This is a genomic window from uncultured Nitrospira sp. (genome assembly GCA_902500695.1).
Classification (GTDB): domain Bacteria; phylum Nitrospirota; class Nitrospiria; order Nitrospirales; family UBA8639; genus Nitrospira_E.
Genome location: CABVRQ010000016.1, coordinates 12,624 through 37,701 on the forward strand (window position 1 = coordinate 12,624; position 25,078 = coordinate 37,701).

A 25,078-nucleotide genomic window follows, 5' to 3' on the forward strand; every position below is an offset into this window, starting at 1 on the left:
CGATTTAAAGTGAAAATTAAGTAAATAAGGTACAAATGAAGAAAAAATGGAGGCCGATTGTGGATGGACACCTCCAAGCTCGCTGACATCCGTTGAGCTGGAAGGTTAGTAGGGGTGGTCCCGTACGATGGAAAGGGGTGCGGAGCGTTAACCGACAGGCTTGCGTGCAGAGGGCCTTCCCACTTCCACTGGCTCTGGTGTGCCCCGATTCCCATGACCTATGCGTGCCGCCAAATGGTGAAGGTGGTGAAGGTGCCGTTCGATGGCTGCCAGTTCGGTAGTTTTGGCCGCGGTTTCCAGGTCTACCGCCGGCTTGGTCAACACATCGAACCCCACGGTGCCACCCGCGCCCTTGAGCCAATGAGCCAGCTTAGCCAAGGCCTCCATATCCCGATTGGAATAGGCGGCATCCATCGCGTGCAGTTGTTCGTCCAGGCGTCCTACAAAACGTGCAATCACGTTGGCGAATTTCGGATTGGTCCCCCCTAACTTGGAAACAATGGGTGAGGAATCCTCCGCTTGTGAGGTTTGCTGTTGCGGGGGCCCGGGCATGATGGATTTCCTTGACGATTCACCTACGGGTTGAGCGTGGAGCAACTGGGCCAATTTTGCTAGGAAACGATCGATGTCGACGGGTTTGGTCAGGTAGTCGGAATATCCGGCATCAAATAACTCCTGCTCGAAGCCCTTCATGGCGTTGGCGGTGAGCGCGAGAATGGGGATCTGCAGCCCTCTGTCGCGTAAGGTGCGAGTGGCGGTGAACCCGTCCATCTCAGGCATCTGCACGTCCATGAGAATGATGTCGTAATCGGCGGCCGTGGCCATTTCCACACCTATGCGACCATTACCCGCTTCGTCGATGGTCAGACCATAATCCTCCAGGACCACCTTCACGAATTCGCGGTTTTCAGGGCCATCGTCCACGACGAGGATCCTTGCCGACGGAAAGGCCCAGTTGGTGTGTGCCTGCACCATGGCGGAATCGACGACAGCTAGGGCCTGTTCCGGTTTCACCCAGGCCATCTTCAACGCACTGCCGGCATCCAGTGTGATCCTGAACACACTGCCGACTCCCGGCTGACTTTCTACCGTGATATCCCCACCCAAGGCGCGTGCGAACTTGCGGCTGATAGATAATCCAAGGCCGGTTCCACCGAACTTTCTGGTCACCGACGCATCGGCCTGAACAAAATCTTCAAAAATACGGCGAGTGGCTTCTGGATTCATTCCGATGCCGGTGTCTGCGATATCGATATGAAATTGGAGCAGGTCTCCCGCCACATGCTTGGCGTGCGCGGTCACCGTGACCATGCCGCGCTCAGTGAATTTCACCGCGTTTCCCACGAGGTTGGTGACAATCTGACGCATCCGGCCCGGGTCGCCGATAATGGTTTCCGGGACGTCATCCGGTATCTTGAGGTTGAGTTGGATGCCTTTCTCGTGAGCCCTGACACCCAGGACCCTGACGACATCCATGATCACGAGATAGGGATTGAATCGTACCCGTTCGATCTCAAAACGACCCGACTCGACCTTCGAGAGATCCAAAATATCGTTGATGAGGTCAAGCAAATGTTTCCCGCTGGAATGGATGATCTCGAGGTGTTTATGGGTTTCAACGGAGTCACGTCCGAAGCCACGTTTGAGCAATTCCGTGAAACCCAGGATCGCATTCATAGGCGTGCGGATCTCATGACTCATATTGGCCAGGAAGGCGCTTTTGGCCTGATTGGCCGCAACGGCCTCCTCTTTGGACTTCAGTAACTCGATTTCGGCTTCTTCCAATTGCGTCACGTCGTCAAAGCTGACCAGGACCCCGACATTTTTGGCTCCGCTGCCAAGGATAGGAGAGCAATTAATCATGAACGTCAGCCGTGTGTCGTCGGGCAGAGTCAACCGGACGCGTTCGTTCTTTTGAGCCTCTCCCGAATTCAATGCGACATGCCAGGGGTGTGTCCCCGGTGCCAATGGATGGCCTTCGATGTCAGACCACGGAAACGCTCCGGCCGGCCGGCCTAAGAGCGCCTCAGGCGTCGTGCTCAACAAGGAGGCAAAGGCGCGATTGGCGAGCATGATTTGCCCTGTGTTGTCGAGCACCAGGAGTCCTTCTGCCATCGTATCCAGAGCGGATCGCACACGTTCAGGAACAGCCTCCGAGGGATCGAGTTGTTTCAACATTTTCCCCAAATACAGATAAAAGCCGATAAAACACATCAGGGCCACGAACAGCAGCAGTTGTGTCTGTTGCCCGGTGATAAACCCCATCCAGCCTTTGTCATTTACCGGTGTGAATCGCAGTTCAACCTGCCCCCATTTATCTTCCCCTTCCCAAATAGCGACCGTCACCTGGGTATTAGAAGAATAGTCCGAATTGTCGTCACGCCAATGTTGCTCATGGTTCCCGATGGTCACAAGCCGAAGCCCCGATTCCATTCGCAATCCTGCAGACAACAGGTCTGCATTACGGTCCACGACCAATTGCAAAATCCCCTCCAGGCGGTCAACATCCTCCTGGGTGATCAGGATTGAGCCATTGGCGGCGATGGACTCGGCTAAGGCCGCACGTCCCTGGCGAATCGCTCCTGTGCGGTCCGGCAACAGACCAAACAAGCTCGCGGTCAGCAGCACACTGACAAGGAGACTGACCTGGCCAATGGCCAGACGGGATTTTGTTGAAAGTGAGAATCTTTTCATATCTCGGTGTGCCGGAGATGGAAAAACTTCCGTGTCTTGGCTAAAAGACCGCCCTTTATCTCATTGGTATCGGCCATTGCCGAGGGTTTCTCAAACAGGGACTCCACTGAATCACCTTCTACGTCCTTCTGCCCTCTTTGTCGCTTTTTCTTTGCCGCCGCATCGAGCACCAACAGGGGATTCACAAACTGCCAGGCCGGCACCGACGAGAGCAGGGCCGTGAGCAGGACCCCACTACGAAGGAGCCACATGACATAACCAATAGACATCCCGGTGGACACCGCAATGCTGGATGCCAAATAGGTTTTTTCGGTTGACGCGACATCTTGAACATCGTCGCGGACACGATCCAGGTCCTGAAGGAACCCTGATCTGTGCAGTAATGACCGAATTTCATCCTTGAAGGTTGTCATGTCAATGGGTTTCCTGAGCACATCCCAGATGTCACTCATCATCTCCACGATGCCCGTGCGTTCTGCATCCTCTTGCTTAGCCGGCAATTCGTGTCGTCCCAGAGTATTCTCGGTAACCGAAACTTTGGCCCCAGTGATCGTGGAACCCTGTCCGCCGTCAGGGAAATTCCCTGGCGTGCCGGGATCAAGACTGCCCCCATTGCCTGGCGCCTGGTCCCCCGAAGTCTCTTCGCCGGCATCTCTTGGGGGGGGATCGGGTGAAGGCGAAGAGTCCGGCGGCGGTGGAATGAAAATTTGCGGCGGAACATTGGCTTGGGTCACGGTGACGGCAATGGCCTGCGTATCGATGGCGGTGCCGTCGGAGGCCTGGACGATCACGTCATAGATGTTGTCGCCACCCACATCGCCTGGTGTCTGAAAATCGGGAGCCGTGATGAAAGTGAGGATCCCGGTCGTGGGATCGATGCTAAAGAGCGCCCCATCGGCGCCCCCGACAATGCTATAGATCGGTGTCGCGCCTTCGGCATCGATGGCATCGACATCGGTGACGCCGGTGGTGCCGGTGATGACGGATATATTGGCGTTGGCACCGCCTCCATTCGAAGTAATGATCGGCGCATCGTTGACCGGAGTGACGGTCAAGCTCACCGTGACAGTATTCGAAGTGAGGCCGGAGAGATCCCGGATCGTATACGTGAAGCTATCGGTGAGGGTTTCCGAGCCGTCATGCGTGTAATCCACCGTTCCATCGCCATTGATGCGATCGATGGTGCCATTGGTGGGGGCGGAGACAATGGTGATGCTGGTCAGATCCAACCCGTCATCGGGATCGCTATCATTGTTGGAAAGGTTCAGCCGGTTGGTCGCCCCTTCAGTGACGGTAAAGCTGTCGGCCACCCCTATGGGCGCATCGTTGACCGGAGTGACGGTCAAGTCCACCGTGACAGTATTCGAAGTGAGGCCGGAGAGATCCCGGATTGTATAGGTGAAACTGTCGGAGAGGGTTTCGGAGCCATTATGAGTATAATCCACCGTTCCATCACCATTGATGCGATCGATGGTGCCATTGGTGGGGGCGGAGACAATGGTGATGCTGGTCAGATCCAACCCGTCATCGGGATCGCTATCATTGTTGGAAAGGTTCAGCCGGTTGGTCGCCCCTTCATTAACGATAAAACCGTCCCCCACGGTTACCGGGGGATCATTGACGGGATTGACGTTGATCGTCGTGCGGGCAGCGGCACCGTCTGCCGTGCCGTCGTTAACATACACGTCGATTAATCGGTCTCCATCGGTGGGCGCGTTCGTATCCGTGTGCTGGTACTGAATCGCCTTGATCAACGTTTCTGTCTCGACCTCTGTAAACGTCCCGCCACCTTGTTTGGTAATCGTGACCGTGGCTGTTCCGGCCCCGGTGGCGAGCAAAACATGATAGTTCCCGCCGGCGGTGTCCTGTCCGGCCACGGCGGTGGCCAGGGTAAAGGTATTGCCGTCGAGCAGGAGCGTCTCGGTATTACCGTTCAGCAGACCGCTCACGCCCAATTTCACATAGGCGAATGTGGTGCTGTCCACATCCAACAGATCCGTGTCACTATCGGCGATGCCAATCGGCCCGCCCCCTTCAGTGAACGTGATGGTATAGTTGTTGACCGTGGCGCCGGAACTGTCGTCGGCATCCAGATCCAAGGTTGGAGGATCATTGACCGCATTGATGGTGACGGTAATGGATCCCGTATTGCTCAGCGCTCCGCCGCTGCCTTGGCTGCCAGAGTTGCTGTCGTTAATCACAAAGTCAACCTGCACGCTGGCGGGCGGCGTGCTGCTGTTGTTGGCATAGGTGATCTGCTGGAGTGCACTGTTGACCAGGGCCGTGGTGGCATTCCCGTTGAAGGTCAAGACCAGCGTGCCCCCGCTGTTGGTGGTGACGGTGCCGATGGTCGTGCCGCCAAGAACCAGACTGCCGCTTTCCGTCAAGGTATTGAGGGTGCCGCTGTTGGCGAACACATCGTCGGCATTGGCGCCGGCGTTACGGGTCAAGGTGAGTGTGGCGTTGTTGTAATCATTGGCGGCATCCAGTTCAGCGTCGGCGATCGTGGCATTGCTGTCGAGCACCACCGCGGCACCGCCTTCAGTGAAGGTGGGCGTGTTGTCCAGACCCCCGAAGGCAGGCTGGTCATTTCCAGGATCTATGTTAATCGTCGTGCGGGCGGCGGCACTGTCGGTCGTGCCGTCATTCACCTTCACCTCGATCAACCGGTCACCATCAGATGGTGCGTCCGTATCCGTGTGCTGGTATTGAATAGCTTTGATGAGCGTTTCCGTTTCGACCTCACTAAATATCCCGCCCCCCTGCTTGATGATCGTCACAATGGCTGTGCCCGCTGACGTGGATACCCGCACATGGTAGTTGCCGCCGGTGGTATCCTGGCCTGGGGTATCGGTGGCCAGAGCCAAGGTATCCCCGTCGAGGATCAGGACTTCCGCATTGCCATCCTGGAGGCCACTGAGAGACACGGTCACGTAGGCGAAGGTCGTGCTATCCACATCCGCAAGGTTGGTGTCGTTGTCGGCAATCGCCGTGGGGCCGTCACCCTCGCTAAAGGTGAAAGCATAATCGTTGCCTGTGGCTCCGGAACTGTCATTGGTATCCAGATCAAGAGTCGGTGAGGTGGTCGCCCCGTACTGGCGCGCAAAAATATCGGTTTGGGCCCCGTCGCTGCCGGTCCACACGGCGACAAAGTTATCACGGTCCAGCATGGCTACAGAGGCGCGGTCCTGCACGTTGGCGGTGATTTGATTAATCAAAAACTCGACACCGATTTTTTGACCACTGGCGTTGAATTTCTGGCCGAAGACACCGGCGGTATCATTCTGTCCGGGCCGATCTCCGGCACCCTCCCATACAACGATGAACTCACCGATATCATCCATGGTAACGGAGGGATTCGTCTGAGTGCCTAGAAACGAGGTATTCACGATTTTTGGCGTGAAGAGCGGATTGCCGGAGGCATCAAATTGCCTCACGTACACATCCACACTCAAAAGAGTCGCGTGGTAGGCCACGGTAAACCGGCCGTCGCCACTCATATCCACTGCGGCGGCACCGGCACTGAGCTGTAAGAGCACGTCAACTTGACCGCTGTTCTGGGGAACACCGGCGCTGTTGTAGAGTTGAAAAAACACATCGCTGCCGTTATCCCAGACGACGACAAAGTTCCCTGAATCGTCAATGCCCACGGACGGATCTTTGGCGGCCGCTGCGGTATTCACCGTAATATCGCTGCCAACTAATCCACCGGCAAAGCTGCCCTTCCGAACAAAGATGCCTTCGTTGCCGCCGCCGTCGCCTTCCCAGGCGATCACGAAATCACCGGCGTCGTTCATGTTCACGGAAGAGTTTTGCTGGGTATTGGCGGTGCCCGTGTTGACAATCACATCCCCGGCGTCAACGGCGGTGCCGTTGGCCTGAAAGCGGCGCATGAATATATCGTTGCCCTGGTTCCAGGCCACAATAAAATTTCCACTATCGTCCACGGCCACGTCGGTCCAATTGTTGGTTCCTCCGCCGATGTTCACTTGAAACTGTGCGACCTTCTCATTGCCGCTGGCGTCCAACACCTTGGCATACACCTTGTCGTTGGAGGTTCCATTGGTCCACACCACCACGTAATCGCCGTTGGGCGCGATATCGACGGCCCGTTCAGCTCCCCGCACGGGGCCGCTGGTCTGCTCATCGTTTCCGGAAGCCGCATTGACCATGAATTCATTCCTGGAGACAAAGGCTGAGGATTTGTATTCGTACGCTCCGATGTCCGGTGCCGCATCACGAGTGAGTCCCCGTTGATCGACCGCAGGCGCTCCGATTGGTGTGCCCGCGTTGAGTGCCGGGCTGCCGGCTAACAGGGCATGTGTCCGGGTCAACCCGCCGTTGTCGGCCAAAACATCCAGATTGGCGCTCACACCGGTGAGGTCGCTACCAAAACCGGTCGCTCCACCAACGACTTCAATCAGGTTGTAGCCGCTGCTGCTGAAATTGCCCAGGACATCATCATTCGCAGTCGTGGCCGTGTTGCCGCCGACAATGGTATTGGAAATTTGAACGAGCGCACCGTTGGAATACATACCGCCCGCGTCATTGGCATTGTTGAGTGTGAACGTGGAATTGATCACTGTAATGGGAGTATCCGTCCACACACCGCCCCCTTCATCGACAGCCGTATTCCCGCTGAACGTCACGTTGGTCAGGGTTCCTCCATCGGCACCATGAAAATAAATGCCCGCGCCTTTATCCGCCAGGTTATTCGCAATGAGGACCCGGTTGAGATTCAGGGTGCCATGCACGTGGAAGGCACCACCTTCGCTCCCCGTACCGTCGTTATTGGTCAGGACAGCGTCGCTGAGATTCAGAATGCTGGAGTTGTCGACCAAGATCCCGGCCCCATTATTACTTTCCCGGCCGTTTTGAATCGTGACCCCGCTCATGGTGGTCGTACTGCTTCCTTTGGTCTCAAATACCCGTTCATTCGCGTTGCCATCGAGGATGGTGGTGGCTGCGCCGGCTCCGGTGATGATCACATTGTCATCGATTTCCAGCTTTCCGGTGGTCAAAACATAGGTTCCGGTCGGAATGACGATCGTGTCGGTTCCGGGTGCGGCATTGGCGTCGATGATGGCTTGACGCAGTGATCCGGCACCTGAATCGTTAGTATTGGTTACCGTAAATGTGGCTAGGACGCCTTCCCAGGCTGCTTGTGTGGTTTCGCCAATGACGATAGACGTTTCAATAAAACCAGTGGAGGCCTCTAAATTCCAATTGGCATATTCGCTGACGTGCCCGGTCCGGTCGGTGCTTGCGGCAATATCAGCGCCTGTCAGTTCGGCTAAGGTTTGTATGGTCGATAGGCCGGCCTGACCACGGCCAAAGGTACAGCCGTAGATCAGCAAGTCGGCCTCAGCAGACAAACTTTGTCCTATTTGGGCCAAGAGGTCCGCATATTTTCCACTGATAGTCTCTTGGGTGAGGAAGGTGGTCCCAAGATGTAACTCGGCGACATCCCCTTCGGCTATCAGATGAATGGCATCAATGTCGGTTCGTTCGCCAAGAATTTCCGCAATTTGTTCAATCCCGTCTCGTCTCCCATCCAGCAGAATGACTTCTGCTGCAGGATTAATTCCTTTCATGAGGATCTGGTAATCCTCGACCCGCGTATCGATGAAGACAATTTCCCGACGATTGGCTGGAGTGGGGGCGATAAGCGAGAAATTGGAGGCCCAATCGGCTTCACCGTCAGTGTCCATGACGGCATCGGAGTTCGTGTCTGCATGACCATCGGTATCCGACATAGTTTGATTTTGAGCGGTCTGATCTTGAGCCACTTCTGCCCCCGTGGAAAGGGCGGCTCCATCAAAGAGAATTCTTGGTTCGAGAGCCAATAGCGCTTTCATACCCTTGGGCACCTCCACCCCGTGTGCTTAGTCGCCCACGTGTGTGGTTCCAAATGCATGAGTCTCTGTGATACCGGTTCACTTGAAGAGCTGAACGTATTTTTGTCGTCGGATTGACGTTTTGCCCTGAGAACGGCAAGTTTTGCCTGGTCCATTCTCTCTCCCTATTTAGTCTTTATTCCTCAAAAATCGAAAAATAACTTTCTCTTTCTTTTCGGCCATTTGCATTATTACTGGACTTCATGCGGAAAAATTTACCCGGATCATTTTTGCCGGCTATCGGGAATGTTCAGGATACGTAGGAAGGTGGGGAGACGGATGGATCGAACTGGATCTTGTTCCATGTTCAGAACAGACCACTTGGAACACAACGCTTGACTCAACGAGAACAAAACAGGGAGTCGACCTTGAAATATCGCGGGGGATTTCAACTCATATTTGGTGACATAAATAGGTGGGCATGAACGTTGGCTTAGGTTGTTTAAACGCCGGATGGAAACCTCATGAAAAAAATAACAATCGTTTACGACAACTGGACAAGCGAAATATCACTATGCGGAATGTTTTCGGTGGGATGCTTATCAGGTATTCCGACTAAACCACCGGGTTCTGGGGGCCTTGGCGTGGTCCCCGTCTTTTTCCTGAGATGTCTCCGCTGCCCCCGAATTTTCAAACAGGGACTCCACAGAATCGTCTTCTACATCCTTCTGCCCCTTTTTTCGCTTCTTCTTCGCCGCCGCATCGAGCACCAACAGGGGATTCACAAACTGCCAGGCCGGTACGGACGAGAGCAGGGCCGTTAACAGGACCCCACTACGAAGGAGCCACATGACATAACCAATAGACATCCCGGTGGACACCGCAATGCTGGATGCCAAATATGTTTTTTCGGTTGCCGCGATATCTTGAACCTCGTCGCGCGTCCGATCGAGGCTCTGAACGAATCCTGATCTGTGCAGTAATGAACGGATTTCATCCTTAAGGGTGGTAAGGTCCAGGGACTTTGGGAGCCCCTCCCACATGTCACTCAACCTATCCAGAATATCGGCGCCTTCTCCCCGTTGTGGCTTCGTGGCCACCTCGTGCTCCGCCTGGCCGGCGACCGAATCCCGGAGGCGAGAGGCGGTAGAGCCCTGACCGCCGTCAGGGATGTTCCAGGGTTCGCTGGAATCAAGGCTACCCCCATTGCCTGGAGCCTGGTCTCCCGAAGTCTCTTCGCCGGCATCTTTCGGCGGGGGATCGGGTGAAGGGGGAGAATCCGGCGGCGGTGGAATGAAAATTTGCGGCGGAACATTGGCTTGGGTCACGGTGACGGCAATGGCCTGCGTATCGACGGCAGTGCCGTCGGAGGCCTGGACAATTACGTCATAGATGTTGTCGCCACCCACATCGCCTGGTGTCTGGAAATCGGGAGCCGTGATGAAGGTGAGGACGCCGGTGGTGGAGTCGAGGCTAAAGAGCGCCGCATCGGCCCCGCCGATAATACTGTAAGTCAGTGTCGCGCCTTCGGCATCGCTGGCATCGACATCGGTGACGTCGGTGGTGCCCGTGATGACGGAAGTATTCGCGCTGGCCCCGCCGCCATTCGAAGTGATGATGGGCGCATCGTTTTGGGCCGTCACGGTCAGATTCACGGTCACGGTGTTGGACGTGGCCCCGGCCAGATCCCGGATCGTATAGGTGAAACTGTCGGCGAGGGTTTCTGTGCCATTGTGCGTGTAATTCACTGTCCCGTCGCCATTGATGCTGGTGATAGTGCCATTGGCAGGGTCTGAGGCAATGGTGATGCTGGTCAGGTCCAGGCCGTCATCCGCATCGGTATCATTCCCGGCCAGATTGAGTGTCGTCGTCGCGCCCTCATTGACAGTAAAGCTATCGGTCACGGCGACGGGCAAATCGTTACCCGGCGTGACGGTCAGGCTTACCGTCACAGTATTGGACGTTGCCCCGGATAGATCATTGATGGTGTAGGTGAAACTGTCGGCGAGGGTTTCGGAGCCATTGTGCGTGTACGTCACCGTCCCGTTGCCATTGATACTGGCAATGGTGCCGTTGGTGGGTCCGGCCACAATGGTGATGCTGGTCAGGTCCAGGCCGTCATCCGCATCGGTATCATTCCCGGCCAGGTTGAGCGTCGTCGTCGCGCCCTCGTTGACGGTAAAACTGTCGGCCAGCGCGACAGGGGGCACGTTCAGGAGATTCACGACCAGGCTCACGGTCACGGTGTTGGAGGTGGCGGCGGCCAGATCATTGATTGTGTAGGTGAAGCTGTCGATGATGGTGGCGGACCCATTGTGGGTGTACGTCACCGTCCCATCGGCATTGATGCTGTCGATGGTGCCGTTGGTGGGGCCGGTGACAATGGTGATACTGGTCAGATCCAGGCCGTCATCGGGATCGAGATCATTGCCGGCCAGGTTCAGGATGGTGGTCGAGCCTTGAGTCACGGTAAAGCCGTCGGCCACGGCAACGGGAGGAATGTTGGTGGCGTTGATGGTGACCGTGATCGAGCCGGTATCGGTGAGCGCCCCGCCGCTGCCTTGGCTGCCGGCGTTGCCATCGTCAATCGTAAAATCGATCTGCACACTGGCCGGCGGCAAGCCACTGCTATTGGCATAGGTCATCTGCTGCAAGGCGCTGTTGACCAACGCCGTGGTGGCATTCCCGTTAAAGGTCAAGACGAGGGTCCCGCCGCTGTTGGTGGTGACTGCGCCGATGGTCGTGCCGCTCACGACCAGGCTTCCGCTTTCCACCAGAGGAAGGAGTGTGCCGCTGCCATTAAACAGATCCTCGACATTCGCCCCGCCATTGCGTGCCAGGGTCAGCGTGGCGCCATTGTAGTTGTTGGCCGCATCCAATTCGGGGTCGACGATGGTGGCGTTGCCATCCAGCACCACCGCTGTGCCACCTTGGATGAAGGTGGGGGTCTGGTTCAGGCCAGTGAAGGAGGGGGAGTCGTTCATGGGGGCAACGATGATGTTTGCCGTATCCATAGCCGTGAGCGAGCCGCCACCCGTGTTGCCCAGGTCATCGACACTTAGGGTTAACAGATCGGTACCCGCAAAATCAGGGTCCGGCTGGTACCTGAGCGTGGTCAACGCATTATTGAGATTGGTGGTCGTACCGGTGACGGTCATGGTCGCGCTATCGTTTGCGCCGTTGGCGAATGTGAGGCCGGTGGTCGTCAGCAGTCTCAAGAGACCGTCGTTCACCGACAAGGTGACGGACAGATCATTCGTCCCCGCATCAATATCCGAAACGCTGACACCGGCTAATGGTCTAAACGCATCATCTTCGTTGACACCATAGGCAGAGGGAGTAATCGTGGCAGTCGGTGGGTCATTGACGGGATTCACATTGATTGTTGTGCGAGCGGCCGCACTGTCGGCCGCGCCGTCATTGACGATCACGTCGATGAGGCGATTGCCGTCGGTGGGGGCGATCGTATCGGTATGTTGGTACTGCACGGCCTTGATCAGGGTTTCGGTTTCCCCCTCGGTGAAGGCTCCGCCGCCTTGTTTGGTGATGGTGACGGTGGCGGTTCCGGCACCCGTGGTGATCACGACATGATAATTGCTGCCGGTTGTGTCTTGCCCTGCGACGGCTGTGGCCAAGGCAAAGGTGTCGCCATCGAGCGCGAGGGTCTCGGCATTGCCATCCAGCAGGCCACTGACCGTCAGTTTGACAGAGGCGAATGTGGTGCTATCCACATCCACGAGGTCGGTGTCGGTGTCGGCGATCCCGATGGGGCCGCTTCCTTCGGCGAACGCGACCGCATAATCATTGCCGGTGGCTCCGGAACTGTTGTTCGCATCCAAGTCGATTGTGGGCGCGTTGTTGACGGCGTTGATGGTGACCGTGATCGCACCGTTATCAGTGAGCGCCCCACCGCTACCTTGGCCGCCCCCGTTGCCGTCATTAATTGTAAAATCGATCTGTACGCTGGCTGGTGGCGTGCCGCTGCTATTGGCATAGGTGAGCTGCTGCAAGGCGCTGTTGACCTGGGCCGTGGTGGCATTGCTATTAAAGGTCAACACCAGAGTGCCCCCGCTGTTGGTGGTGACCGTGCCAATGGACGTGCCGCCCACCACCAGGCTTCCGCTTTCGACCAGAGAACTGAGTGTGCCACTGCCAGCGAATATGTCCTCGGCATTGGCGCCGCCATTGCGAATCAGAGTGAGCGTCGCACCGCTGTAGTTGTTGGTGGCATCCAGCTCGGGGTCGGCGATCGTGGCGTTGTTATCGAGCACCACCGCCGCACCGCCTTCGGTGAAGGTGGGTGTATTGTCCATTCCACTCAGTGAAGGAGCTTCGTTGACGGCACTGAGATTGATCGTGATGGTCGCGGTGTCACTAAGCCCCAAGCTATCGGTGAGCTGCACTGTGAGGCCGAATGAGGAATTGGTTTCGAAGTCCAGTGCAGAGCTATTCACAACCGTGATTTCTCCACTCACGGCGTTGATGGCAAATGCGCCTCCCGTGTTGCCGCCGATAATGGAAAAAGTTAGATTGGGCACCGCAGGCCCGATCGCCAGGCCTGACGGCCAATCGCCGGTGGCTGTCACCGGCGGCAGGGGCGTCCCGTCATATTGAGCACTTTCGATTCGGTCAGTGGTTGCGGCCGTCCAGTAGATTTTTCCCTGAACGGTATCCAACGTCAGGTCTCTCGGTTGGTTCGTTCCGGTGACAACGGTTTGGGCAGTTGCGCCCACCGTCATGTCCGCACGTTGTATTTCATTTAACGTGGCCTCGCTCCAGTAGACCTTGCCGGCGGGCACATCCAAGGCGATACCCCATGGGTCGTTGAGTCCGCTGACGATGGTCTCAATCGTGCTTCCATTCAGGTTCGCGCGTTTGATCGTGCCGGTTCCCTTGTCGGTCCAGTACAGTTTTCCGCCGGTGGGATCGACGGTGAGATCTTTAGAGTTGGTGATACCGGTGATCAACGCCGAAGGGCTGCTGCCGTCCAGATTGGCTTGCCAGATGGAGGTTGCGGCGGTATCGACCCAATAAATTTTTCCACCAGCCGGATCAACGGTGATTCCAAGCGGTCCGCCAAGCCCGGTCAGAAGTTGCTGCGGGTTGCCGCCATCCAGATCGGCACGCCAAAGGGTGTTGGTGTTGTTGTTGGTCCAGTAGACCTTGCCATTCACATCGTCAACCGTGACCCCACGTGGTCCTGTCGCGCTGGTGCCGTCGAACTGCACGGCCAACTGCTGGCTCCCGCTGCTGTCCAGATTGATCCGTCGCAATTCGTCGGTGTCCGTATCCACCCAATATAGTTTGCTGTAACCGGATTGTGGATCCCCATCGGTTCCCACCACGGTTCCCACAGGCGTGCTGTCTGCACTGTTTTCGGTAACAGAGAAAACCTGGTTGTTGATCACAGGCGTGGCGTTGCTCCCTGCCTCGAACGCGCCGATATCAACGCTCGCGTTGCGAGTCGCTCCCCGCTGGTCGACGGCAGGTGCACCGGTTGCCGTGCCGGCGTTGATTGCGGGACTCCCGAAAAGCAGCGCATGGGTTTGCGTCGGGCCACCATTGTCGGCCAGCACGCCGAGATTGGCGCTCACGCCGGTGATGTCGCCGACAATAAAACCGGTCGCTCCCGTTACATCTTTGATCAAATTGAAGCCATTGCTGCTGAAACTACCATCGACATCGGGGTTTGCAGTGGTTGCAGTATTGTCACTCACAATTGTGTTGGAAATAGTGATGGTTCCCGCGTCCGCAACAATTCCACCGCCATCATCATTGGCATGATTTAGCGTAAATGTGGAGTTTGTTATGCTGATTGAGGTATTTGTCCACAATCCCCCACCGTCAATCCCGCTAGTGTTACCGGTGACCGTAATGTTTGTTAACGATCCACCGTCAGCTCCATGGAAGTGTATGGCACCCCCTTCAACAGTGGAGGAGTTATTAAGGAACAGGACGCGATTCACATTGGCAGTCCCGTGCACATGTAAGGCACCCCCAAGATCGCTAGTATTGTTTTGCACGATCGCGTCCGTCAGATTCAAGATGCTGGAGCCATCTACGAAAATCCCACCACCATCGTTCGCATGACCTCCTTGTATGGTGATTCCGCTAATTGTCGCAGTATTGGATCCTAAGAGATGAAACACCCCATCCACACCGAAACCAGAAGCATCAATCACGGTGTTTGCCGCGCCGTTCCCGATAATGATGAGATTGTCGGTAATATCCAGGTCTCCCGTGGTGGCTGCATCTTCGCCAGCCCCGGTAATAGTGAGGAGATAGGTCCCGCTTCCCACGAAGGTAATGGTATCGGTGCCGGGATTCGCATTGGCATTGATGATGGCTTGACGGAGAGACCCCGCGCCACCATCTGTGGTGGTCGTGACGGTGTAAGTCGCGAGCACTCCTTCCCATGCCGCTTGTGTGGCTTGGCCAATCAGGATGGAGGATTCGATGGTACCGGTGGAAATTTCTAAATCCCAATCAGCATTTTCGGTGACGTGCCCGGTGCGATCCGTGCTCGCCGCAATATCAGCCCCTGTCAGTTCGGCTAAGGTGTGTATGGCCGATAGGCCGGCCTGACCACGGCCAAAGTTACAGCCGTAAATCAGCAAGTCGGCCTCAGCCGAGAGACTCTGTCCAATTTGTGTGAGGAGGTTCGCGTAGCGGCCACTGATCGCCTCTTGCGTGAGGAAGGTGGTGCCAAGATGCAACTCCGCCTCGGTGCCTTCCCCGATAAGATGGATGGCATCAATATCAGAACGTTCCGCCAGAACCTCGGCCATTTGTTCCACCCCGTCGCGGGTGGGATCCAGCAATACCGCTTCCACATTCGGATCAATCCCGTTGAGTAAGGTGTGGTAATCCTGAACTCTTGTATCGATGAACACGATTTCTCGTTGATCTGAAGGAACTGAAATAGTTGACAACGCCAAGTGAAAGTCATCTGTTTCGCTCAACGGTTCTGAAGAAGTTTCTTCGCCTGTCTGTGTATCAGATTGGGCATGGGTGTGACTCTGGGTGGCGTGATCCTGTGTGGTCTGGTCTTGAACCACTTCCGCTCCCGTAACGAGAGCGGCCCCGTCAAACAAGATCCTGGGTTCAAGCGCTAACAGTGTTTTCATTTCAATGCAATTCCTATGGCCGTTGAGGGCTGGCGTAGACGTTTCGTGTTGCAGTCATCCGCTGTGGTTTTTGTTTTCCTTTATGACGAATTCCCGGTGTCTGAGATTCATCCATCTCCTTATTCGGCCATTGGATTCATTGACTGGATGTTAAAGAGGGGAGATTTTTCCTATACCAGATTTGGTGTAGTTGAAAAGGAGAACGAAGGGGGATCTGCACCACTTCATCCAAGACGGCCAAGGAGGAAGTCTGCCCGATACCACGGGGTAGTCTTTGGTTGCCCCCAACCGATTGGGATCTGGTTCATGACTCACACGGAAGCAAGACTTGAGGGAAAAATGAGATGGATCAGAAGAATAATTTCTATGGCGATGTCGCTCAAACTATGAGGACAGATGAGGTTTGGACAGGTTGGTGTCTCTTGTTTCACCCCTGGGCAGAAATCGCCTAATAAAAAAAGTCCAGCTACTAAATCTTGACCAACGAAAAGCCGAGGAACAGATCTGAAAACCTGCCAAGGGGTAGATCTGATTTCTATGGTGAATAAAAATGCTCGAAGGCCTGGGAATAACATACGGATGGGAATCGCAAAAGAGTGGCCATGTTGGTCAGCGGACTTCCTGGGATTGGGGATTTCCGCCCAAAATTTCGTGAGAGTATGAGATGCGAAAACACATTATTTTTCGGGATTGATGCTTAAACCTCTTTCATGACATCACACATTAAAAAATTCCTGGTCGGTGTTGTGGTAGGACTGAGCCTAACTGGCTGGGGTTGTAGCGTCATGCCCACGCGGCTCACGCAGGACGAAATTCAACAGCGTGTTCAGGGTGACCTGAACCGTCTTGTTGAATATCAGGAGCCGGTGGCTCGTCCCATCACGCTTTATGAAGCGATGGCGCGGGCGTTGAAATATAATTTAGAAACACGGGTGCAGGGATTAAAGGAAATGGTGGCGCATCGGCAACTGGATCTGGCGCATTACGATATGCTGCCAAAAGTGGTGGCGGATGCGGCCTATAATGGACGTAGCAACTTTGCGGGAGCGAGCAGCCAGTCGTTAGCAACAGGCGAACAATCCCTCGTGAGTTCCACCTCATCTGAGAAAAATATTTATACATCAAATTTGACATTGAGCTGGGATGTCCTGGATTTCGGGCTGTCTTATGTACGGGCGGAACAAGCCGCCGACGACGTCCTCATTGCGGAAGAAGATAAACGCCGCATTGCCAATCGGGTGATCCAGGATGTTCGATCGGCCTTTTGGAAGGCCGTGGGAGCGGAACGGGCGTTGGGTCGCCTGGCTTTTCTTCAGGATTGGGTGACGCAAGCACTGGGTGAAGTACACCTGATCCGGGAACGAGCCTTGGCGGATCCACTGACCTCCCTTCAATATGAACGGGAACTCCTGAGCGCGCAACGGGAAATTCAACAGCTCTATCAGGAATTATCGTTATCAAGAATTCACCTCGCCGAACTCATGAATCTGAATCCCGGTGAGCCCTATGAACTGGCGGTGCCGGACCATCCGCCTCTCGTGTCGAAAGTCGAGGAGAAACTGGAAGATTTGGAATACCGGGCACTCATGAATCGTCCGGAACTGCGAAAAGTCGACTATCAAAAACGCATTAACGCCAAAGAAACCAAAGCCGCCATCCTGGAATTGCTCCCGAACCTGAATGTCTATTTTGGGGGGAATTATGATAGCAACAATTTCCTGTTTCATAATAATTGGCTGAATTACGGCGCCAAAGTCAGCTGGAATCTGTTGAATGTATTCCGGCATCCCGTCCGTTTGCAGGTGATTGATGCCCAGGAGAAGGTGTTGGACATGCAAAGTTTGGCGTTGACGATGGCGCTCATGAGTCAGGTCCATGTATCGGTGGCGCAATATCATGCGGCGATGAAAGATGTCGCCACGGGAAAGCGCTATCTGGATACTCAAATGGCCATTGCCGACCAGGTCCAAGGTGCCTGGTCCCTGAATCGGCTGAGTGAACATCTGGTTATCCGGGAAAAGATGCAAGGTCTGGTGGCCGAATTACGGTATGAATCGGCTCTGGCCAAGTTGGAAATGGCCTATGCCAATGTGTTAGCGGCGATCGGAGAAGACCCCTTCCCCACGGATATCACTGGAGATGGAGTCGACGAATTAGCCGTGGCCTTACAAGAACGTTGGGAATGGCTGGAACGCCCGGAGGTTTTTGCGGGTATTGAGCCATCTGACATTCAACTCCAAAAGGCTGTTGCGCAACCCCAAAAGACGGTCGCGCAACCTCAAGAGACAAACACTCGACTCCAGGGGACTGACATTCAACCCCAAGAGACAATCACACAATTTCATGAGACTGACACACAACCCCAAGGGGCTGTCGCAGAACCCCAAGAGATAAACAGTCAACCCCATGGGACTGACATTGAACCCCAAGAGACAGTCGCGCAAACCAAAAAGACTGACATTCAACCCCAAGAGAGAGCCAAGCCATGATACATCGACATCCTTTCCACATGCTGTGTTTGGTCCTGAGTCTGATCATCCTGCCTGCAGGTGGCAGTCTGGCAAAAGAGGGAGGCCGCAACAGTTTGCCCTCATCGGATCTGCAGACAGTCCGGGGCATTGTGAAACCGGTTGTCGAGGCGGTAATTGCCAGTGAAATTCAGGCGTTGGTGAAGGAGATGCCGTTTCGAGACGGGGACGCATTTAAAAAGGGGGACCTGCTTGTTGAATTTGAATGCGCCAAATACCGGGCGGAATTATCGGCGGCCCAAGCTGATTTGGATGCACGGCAAAAGACCGTCATCAATAACGAGGAACTTGCCTCCCTTCATGGGATTGGCCGGTTGGAAGTGGACATTTCACAGGCCGAGTTAAAAAAGGCCCAGGCGGTGCTCAAAAGAGCGCAAGTGATTGTCCAAGGCTGTCGGATTCCTGCCCCCTTCGCGGGACAGGTGGTCAAGACGTTGGTGCACCCTTATGAAAGTGTGAATCCGTACGATGATCTGGTGAGTATTGTCAGTAATCAGGATCTGGACATCGAATTAATCGTCCCCTCCTCTTCGTTGCGGTGGATCACCAGGAAACTGTCTTTTTCATTTAATATCGATGAAACCCAACAGGCCTATGCGGCGGAAGTGGTGGAAATTGGGGCGCGTGTGGATCCCGTGAGTCAAACCATTCGGGTATTTGGCCGGTTTCACAAACATCCCACGGGTGTCTTAGCGGGCATGAGTGGAAGCGCCGAATTTCCGGACGGCACGTTTCCCACTCAATCATCCTTTAAGCCAAGCACGAAACCTTTATCCTCACCGACGTCCACGATGAAACGGACCGCCGAACACTAACTCCTCCGCGGATTAAGCTCTCGGTTGATTCCAAGGAGGGAAACGAGCGTGGTGCAAACAGACATCCAGACAGAGTCTCCTACGCGAGTGACCGGGAGGGACTTCAGGTCCTCCTCCGGTCCGTCCTGCGGGCCTTCCATCGCTCCCCACGGCAAAACCGAAAAAGATACCAGTATTTTCCTTGCCCTGCTCCAACTGGAAAGTCAGGTTCGGAAAGCGCAAACGGTGAAAGAACTCTGTTTCCTTCTGGCCAATGAGACCCGGCGTCTCGTTGACTTTCGACAGGCCTGTATCTTCTCCATCAATCCGAAGGGCCGAGTGCGGGGCAGAGTGGAAGCGGTGTCCAGTGTGGCCGTCGTTGACCGCAATGCGCCGATGATCACCTGGATTGAACGCGTCCTTTCAGCATTATGGGAACAAGGCAGTCTGCAGGCGCCCGGTCCACTCTCTTCCACGCATTGTTCAACAGATCTTCAACGTGATTGGAAGTCCTTCGCGTTTCCTCATGTCCTGTGGTGCCCGCTGATTCCGGCGGATCAACAGGTGATTGGTGGCCTGTGGTTGACGAGGGAAACACCCTGGCAGGAGGGGGAGGTGCAATTGATCCGGCGGTTTGCCGAAACGGTGGCGCATGCCTGGCAGGCCCTCGGAGGGACGAAACGCAGAGTGAAAAACTGGAAGGTTCTCAAGAAATGGATTTGGGGTGTGTTGATGGTGCTGATGGCCGCGATGTGGCTCCCCGTCCGATTATCCACGTTAGCTCCTGTGGAAGTAGTGCCACGGGATCCGTCGGTGGTGACGGCGCCGTTGGATGGGGTGCTGGGAGAAATTCTGGTGAATCCGAATACCTCAGTACAATCGGGGCAAACTCTCTTTCGCTATGAGGACACGAAATTCCGGAATCAATTCGAAGTAGCGGAAAAGAATTTGTCCGTCACCTGGATGGAGTATCGTAAAGTGTCTCAGGGTGCATTTACCGACCATGACACCGGTGCCGGCATGCCCGTACAAGCCTCGGAGGTCCGGCTCAAAGAAGCCGAACGGGATTATGCCTGGGACATGTTACAGCAGGTGGAGGTCAAAGCTTCCCGGGCGGGCATTGTGATTTTCACGGATAAATCCGAATGGATCGGCAAACCGGTGGTGGTCGGTGAACGTATTATGGAGGTAGCCGATCCCCAGGAATTTGAATTGAAAATTGATCTTCCGGTAGAAGATGCCATCGTGTTACGGGAAGGGGCTGACGTGGAGGTGTTTCTGAATGCCAATCCGTTACGAGCCATCCCTGCCCAATTAACACATGCCAGCTATCATGCCAATATCCTTCCGACCAATGTCCTGGCCTACCGGGTGGATGCCGAGTTCACGGACCCGCCAGAAGATATTCGAATTGGCTGGCAAGGCACTGCCAAAATCTATGGAAAACCGGTTACCCTCTTTTTCTATCTCTTCCGTCGTCCACTCGGGGTTCTTCGGCAAACGGTCGGTTTCTAATGGTTCAGCAAAAGCCTCAAGAAGACGTTTCCCTTCCCCCGTTGCGCGAAGATCTCCAGATCCTGTCCGGCACTCCCACGCCTGATGGCGTGCCTACCTGGACGATCATGGATACGGTTCGGAATCAATTCTTTCAGATTGAATGGTCCGCTTTTCAGCTGCTGTCGCAATGGCACGTAGGAACTGCCAATGGACTGGTGGACCTGGTGACCCGAACGACCTCCGCCAAGGTCTCAACCAGTGATGTGACGGAGTTGGTGCAGTTTCTCTATCGGAACAATTTAACCCGTGATGCCCTGGCCGGTGGAAGTCAGGGGTTCTTAGGACAGGCCGAACGGGCCAAACAACATTGGCTGCTGAGAGTGCTGCACAACTATTTATTTTTTAGGATTCCCCTGTGCAATCCCGACCGGTTCTTACGAAAAACGCTCCCCTTCGTCACGCCTTTGTTTAGTCACTGGGCCTTCTGGTGTGTGCTCATCCTGGGTGTGATCGGGTGCATGGGAGTCGTGCGGCAGTGGGAATCGTTTGCCAATGTCTTTTTATACTTTTTTACGTTTCAAGGGATGACCGGTTATATCATCGGATTGGTCGCCATTAAGGTGTTGCATGAACTGGCGCATGCCTATACGGCCGTGCGGTATGGGTGCCGGGTCCCGACGATGGGCCTCGGATTCCTCATTATGGTTCCTGTCCTCTATACCGATACGACCGATTCCTGGCGGCTCACCGTTCGAAACCAACGCGCGGCCATTGCCGCTGCCGGAACGGTGGTTGAACTCAGTGTGGCGATGATGGCGACCTTTTTGTGGAACTTCTGTCCTGAGGGCATCATCAAAAGCATGCTCTTTGTCTTGGCGACGACCAGTTGGGTGACGGGTCTGTTGATCAATTTGAATCCGCTCCTCCGGTTTGACGGCTACTATGTCCTGTCCGATTGGCTGGGTGTTCCGAATTTGCAATCACGGGCCTTCGCGTTTGGTCGCTGGAAATTACGGGAATGGTTGTTTGCCTGGAGTGATGGTCCTCCCGAACACATGCCCCCGCACCGGCAATCTGTCCTGATCGTCTATGCCTGGGCGATCTGGGTCTACCGGGCCATCGTGTTTTTAGGGATTGCCGTCCTGGTGTACTACTTCTTTTTCAAGGTTCTGGGCGTCATCCTCTTTGCTGTCGAAATCGGCTGGTTTCTGGCATGGCCGGTGTATGAGGAAATGCAGGTCTGGTGGACACGTCGAGCCGCCGTGGTCCGTTCCTGGCGAGGGCGTGGAGTGGGAATCGCGCTCATGGGGTGTCTGCTGATGAGCGTGATGCCTCTGGATACAACGGTAGAGATTCCGGCGATCCTCGAAGCTCCGGAACGCACGACGTTGTTTCCGCCGGCTCCAGCAACCGTGGTAGACGTGTTGGTTCAGGAGGGTGACCGGGTCGAAGAAGGACAGACCCTGCTGATTTTGCAGTCGCCCCAGGTGGACCAGCAGATTGAAATGATCGGACACCGCATTGCGGCGCTGGAATTTCGCGTGCAACGGGAGGCGGCCTATCAGGATGATCGGGACGACCATCTGGTGATACGGGAAACACTGCTGGGAGAACGAAAGGCATTAACAGGTCTGTTCATGCTTCGGGATCAATTGACGTTGCGCGCGCCGTTCTCCGGGGTGGTCACAGATCTGGCGTCTTCACTCCATCCAGGATTATGGGTGAATAGCGAGTTGGCGATGGCCCATGTGATTGGTGAACGCCCGTCCGTCATGTTGGCGCTGGTTACGGAAAAAGAACGGTCCCGGCTCTCGGTGGGAAATGAAGGCTGGTTTTATCCGGATGACCCGACTCGACCTGCCCGACAGGGGAAACTTCGGGACCTTCGCCATATGGATGAAACGGAAATGGCCTTACCGTATTTTGCCTCCACGTTTTCCGGAGGCGTGCCGGTTCGCCAGGATGCGCGGGGCAAATTGATTCCTGAGCATTCCGTGTATCGGGTGGAACTGGATGTGACGGATAAGGGTAAATCCTGGGATCAGGTCGTGCGTGGAGTGGTGCATGTGAAGGGAAATGGGCAAAGTTTAATGGGCCATCTGTGGGCACGAGCGGCATCCATTCTCATTCGTGAAAGCGGGGTATAACTCATTAAAAAAACAATTAAAAATCTGAATGAAGGAGAGGGGGGTTACCAGGCACCCCGGTCTCGACGATTGCCCTTCCGCCGGTCACGGCCTCGTCGGTCTCGATTGGCCTCCGGGTCGTCTCCGGAAAAGTAGCAGAGGAGTTGTTCACTGAGTTGGGCAAACTGGATGGCAAGGACGCTTTCGGAGTTGAAACAGACGATCGGCAATTTTTTAATTCCGGCGGTATAACATAACTCCGAGGCGGTGGGGATGACGACCGGGATTTCATAACCGACCTCTTCCTGGATCCCTTGAAGACCGTCAGCCAGTGGAATTCCCGAGCGATTGACCAGGGTGACAAATACGGGAGTTTCGCAGTGGCTTCGGATAAACGCTAATTGGCTTTTCGCTAAATTAATACCAATGGCGTCGCTCTCCATCACGAGATCCAGAATTTGACATTGACTGAGAAAACACATGGAAGGAAAAGAGGGTTCCAAAGGAAAATCGAGAACGAGATAGTCTGCGAGTCCCTTGAGTTCCTGGAGTAGTCCGGTCAAGAGTTCAGTGGAGATTTGTGCTCCCACCTCTTGATCCCAGGGGGACAGACATAAGATCTGAAGCCCGGTCGAATGTTGCATGAGCAGTTGGTTGACAACACCTTCATTCATGTCTTTCAACGTTGCGGATGCATGGCGCAACGGCGATGTGTTTGTCATGTTGAGCAGCCACGCGGCAGTCCCTACATGGGGGCTCAGCTCAACATAGATGACGCTGTGGCCTCCATGAACAAGGGTCATGGCGACATTGAGTGCGACCGTGGTCGTTCCGACACCTCCTTTGGCACCGGCAAAGCCAATCACATGGCATGATGGTTTGCCTTCGTTTTCATCAGGAGTGGTATCGTCCATGGATTGCATATCGGTTTCTTGCCCTTTCAATCGCTGAAACGCTTGCACGGTTTTTTGAATCTCCATCCGTAATTTTCCTCTCTATGTGACCTTTTGAAACGTCGTGGTTCGTCATTCAGTCAAAGTGCCCGCAGTGGGTTAGTGTGGTGGTGAGATGTCTGTCCTTATACCCGATGACGTGAGGGTGTGCTTCTGTATCGGAATGTTCGTGAATGCCCTTGAGAAAAAGACCATACCCTCACAACGCATTTCCCCATGCAACGCTGAGAGGGTCAAAAGACTGATCGATATGCGGGCATGAGGAAATATTCGACCGGGCTCTCCACAACCCAACTTTCCGTAATTTCGCCTTGCCGGACAGAACCTCCACCAATATTCATCAGCCGCAAAATAACTCGCTACAACATTTCTCAATCCGCATCAAGAGTATTTCCCCCAGGTCCGACAAAGGATATGAGGATCCCTCCTTTTTGAGGAGAAATCTTTGTGGATCGATTTCCTATGGGGTACCAAGGCTTTTTGAACAATGTGTGACCCGAAATTATTCGTCTTCAGATTTCTTTCATGATTGAAGATCGTCCTATGAAATCCATGCACTGCAAGCCCGCGACGCTCGAAGCCGGGAAGGACACCAAGGTGGTGAAACCCGGCTCGCAAAAGAAGCGAAAGCCCAAGCTTAACCAAGAACCTCACACGGTCAGATTGACGGGGACCTTTATTGCCTTAGAGCCACGGGTCCTATTCGATGGAGCCGCCCTTGCTACGGGAGCGGAAGTCGTTCAAGACACGACCACGCCGGATCAACCGGATCATGCCGGTGCCAATGGTGAGCCCAGTACGGATTCCCAAGCCAATGATTCTTCCGAAAGTGATGCCCTCTGGTCGTCGGGACTTTCTCTTAGCGCGCCGTCCGACCGCAAAGAAATCGTCTTCATCGATACGCGGGTCGAGGAGTATCAGACGCTCATGGATGGGATTGATCCCGCCGCGGAAGTCATTCTTCTGGATGCGAGACGGGACGGAATCGAACAAATTGCGGAGGCGCTCGAGGACCGGAGCGATATCGATGCCATTCATCTTATCGGGGAAGGCACCGAAGCCGAGATGCATTTGGGCGCGGTCTTTCTCACGAACGATTCGATCACCAGTCACTATGCTGACCTGTTCACCCGGATTGGGCAGAGCCTCTCGGCTGAGGCCGACTTGCTGATCTACGGCTGTAACTTTGGGCGTGGAGCCGGTGGCCTATCGGCTATTCAGGCCTTAGCGGATCTTACGGGAGCGGATATTGCGGCCAGCACCGATCGCACCGGGCACGTGAGCGAATTTGCCAACTGGAATTTGGAAGTCTCTACCGGCTTTATTGAAACGTCGGTGGTCATGAATGAAGCCACCCAGGCTGCCTGGGAAGGCGTGTTGGCGACCTACACCGTGACCAATACCAACGATTCGGGGGCAGGATCATTCAGGCAAGCCATCACTGATGCCAATGCCAATGCAGGCACTGATACCATCGATTTTAGTATTGCGGGAGCAGGCCCACATACGATCAATGTGCTGT

Annotated in this window: 9 protein-coding genes; 5 read left to right on the plus strand and 4 right to left on the minus strand. The window is 54.9% G+C overall.

Annotated elements, in window-relative coordinates; translation table 11 throughout:
• Positions 1 to 147: 147 nt before the first annotated feature.
• From AAH187_RS06170 to AAH187_RS06180, 3 genes are all read right to left on the minus strand, one after another.
• The gene (locus AAH187_RS06170; protein WP_342347565.1) at positions 148 to 2,694 is read right to left on the minus strand and encodes an ATP-binding protein; all 2,547 of its coding nucleotides are present in this window, start codon (positions 2,692 to 2,694) and stop codon (positions 148 to 150) included.
• On the minus strand, positions 2,691 to 8,552 hold the full coding sequence (locus AAH187_RS06175) for a DUF4347 domain-containing protein (RefSeq protein ID WP_342347566.1): 5,862 nt from the start codon (positions 8,550 to 8,552) through the stop codon (positions 2,691 to 2,693). Before AAH187_RS06175 ends, AAH187_RS06170 begins: the two co-directional genes overlap by 4 nt.
• 581 nt (positions 8,553 to 9,133) lie before the next feature.
• On the minus strand, positions 9,134 to 15,658 hold the full coding sequence (locus tag AAH187_RS06180; protein WP_342347567.1) for a DUF4347 domain-containing protein: 6,525 nt from the start codon (positions 15,656 to 15,658) through the stop codon (positions 9,134 to 9,136).
• Between the two features lie 710 nt (positions 15,659 to 16,368).
• Between AAH187_RS06180 and AAH187_RS06185 the strand changes: the two genes are divergently transcribed.
• Genes AAH187_RS06185 through AAH187_RS06200 form a run of 4 tightly spaced genes read left to right on the plus strand, consistent with a single transcriptional unit; the run spans position 16,369 to position 22,624 of the window.
• The gene (locus AAH187_RS06185) at positions 16,369 to 18,147 is read left to right on the plus strand and encodes a TolC family protein (RefSeq protein WP_342347568.1); all 1,779 of its coding nucleotides are present in this window, start codon (positions 16,369 to 16,371) and stop codon (positions 18,145 to 18,147) included.
• Complete coding sequence (locus AAH187_RS06190; protein WP_342347569.1) at positions 18,144 to 19,001, plus strand: efflux RND transporter periplasmic adaptor subunit; 858 nt, start codon at positions 18,144 to 18,146, stop codon at positions 18,999 to 19,001. The genes AAH187_RS06185 and AAH187_RS06190 overlap by 4 nt, the downstream gene beginning before the upstream one ends.
• A gap of 48 nt (positions 19,002 to 19,049) precedes the next feature.
• Positions 19,050 to 20,495 carry an HlyD family efflux transporter periplasmic adaptor subunit gene (locus tag AAH187_RS06195; RefSeq protein ID WP_342347570.1) on the plus strand — a complete coding sequence of 482 codons (1,446 nt, stop codon included), beginning with the start codon at positions 19,050 to 19,052 and terminating at the stop codon, positions 20,493 to 20,495.
• Positions 20,495 to 22,624 carry a biotin/lipoyl-binding protein gene (locus AAH187_RS06200; RefSeq protein ID WP_342347571.1) on the plus strand — a complete coding sequence of 710 codons (2,130 nt, stop codon included), beginning with the start codon at positions 20,495 to 20,497 and terminating at the stop codon, positions 22,622 to 22,624. The genes AAH187_RS06195 and AAH187_RS06200 overlap by 1 nt, the downstream gene beginning before the upstream one ends.
• A gap of 44 nt (positions 22,625 to 22,668) precedes the next feature.
• On the opposite strand, the gene AAH187_RS06205 is transcribed toward AAH187_RS06200, so the two are convergent.
• Positions 22,669 to 23,583 carry an AAA family ATPase gene (locus tag AAH187_RS06205; RefSeq protein ID WP_342347572.1) on the minus strand — a complete coding sequence of 305 codons (915 nt, stop codon included), beginning with the start codon at positions 23,581 to 23,583 and terminating at the stop codon, positions 22,669 to 22,671.
• A gap of 516 nt (positions 23,584 to 24,099) precedes the next feature.
• On the opposite strand from AAH187_RS06205, the gene AAH187_RS06210 reads away from it, so the two are divergent.
• Positions 24,100 to 25,078 (plus strand): DUF4347 domain-containing protein (locus AAH187_RS06210; protein ID WP_342347573.1); only part of this gene is annotated, 979 nt, incomplete at its 3' end.

Bases quoted from the DNA above. Each gene is read 5' to 3' on its own strand.
- AAH187_RS06170 (WP_342347565.1), bottom strand. From the start codon at position 2,694: ATGAAAAGATTCTCACTTTCAACAAAATCCCGTCTGGCCATTGGCCAG.
- AAH187_RS06190 (WP_342347569.1), top strand. From the start codon at position 18,144: ATGATACATCGACATCCTTTCCACATGCTGTGTTTGGTCCTGAGTCTG.
- AAH187_RS06185 (WP_342347568.1), top strand. From the start codon at position 16,369: ATGACATCACACATTAAAAAATTCCTGGTCGGTGTTGTGGTAGGACTG.
- AAH187_RS06205 (WP_342347572.1), bottom strand. From the start codon at position 23,583: ATGGAGATTCAAAAAACCGTGCAAGCGTTTCAGCGATTGAAAGGGCAA.
- AAH187_RS06200 (WP_342347571.1), top strand. From the start codon at position 20,495: ATGGTTCAGCAAAAGCCTCAAGAAGACGTTTCCCTTCCCCCGTTGCGC.
- AAH187_RS06180 (WP_342347567.1), bottom strand. From the start codon at position 15,658: ATGAAAACACTGTTAGCGCTTGAACCCAGGATCTTGTTTGACGGGGCC.
- AAH187_RS06175 (WP_342347566.1), bottom strand. From the start codon at position 8,552: ATGAAAGCGCTATTGGCTCTCGAACCAAGAATTCTCTTTGATGGAGCC.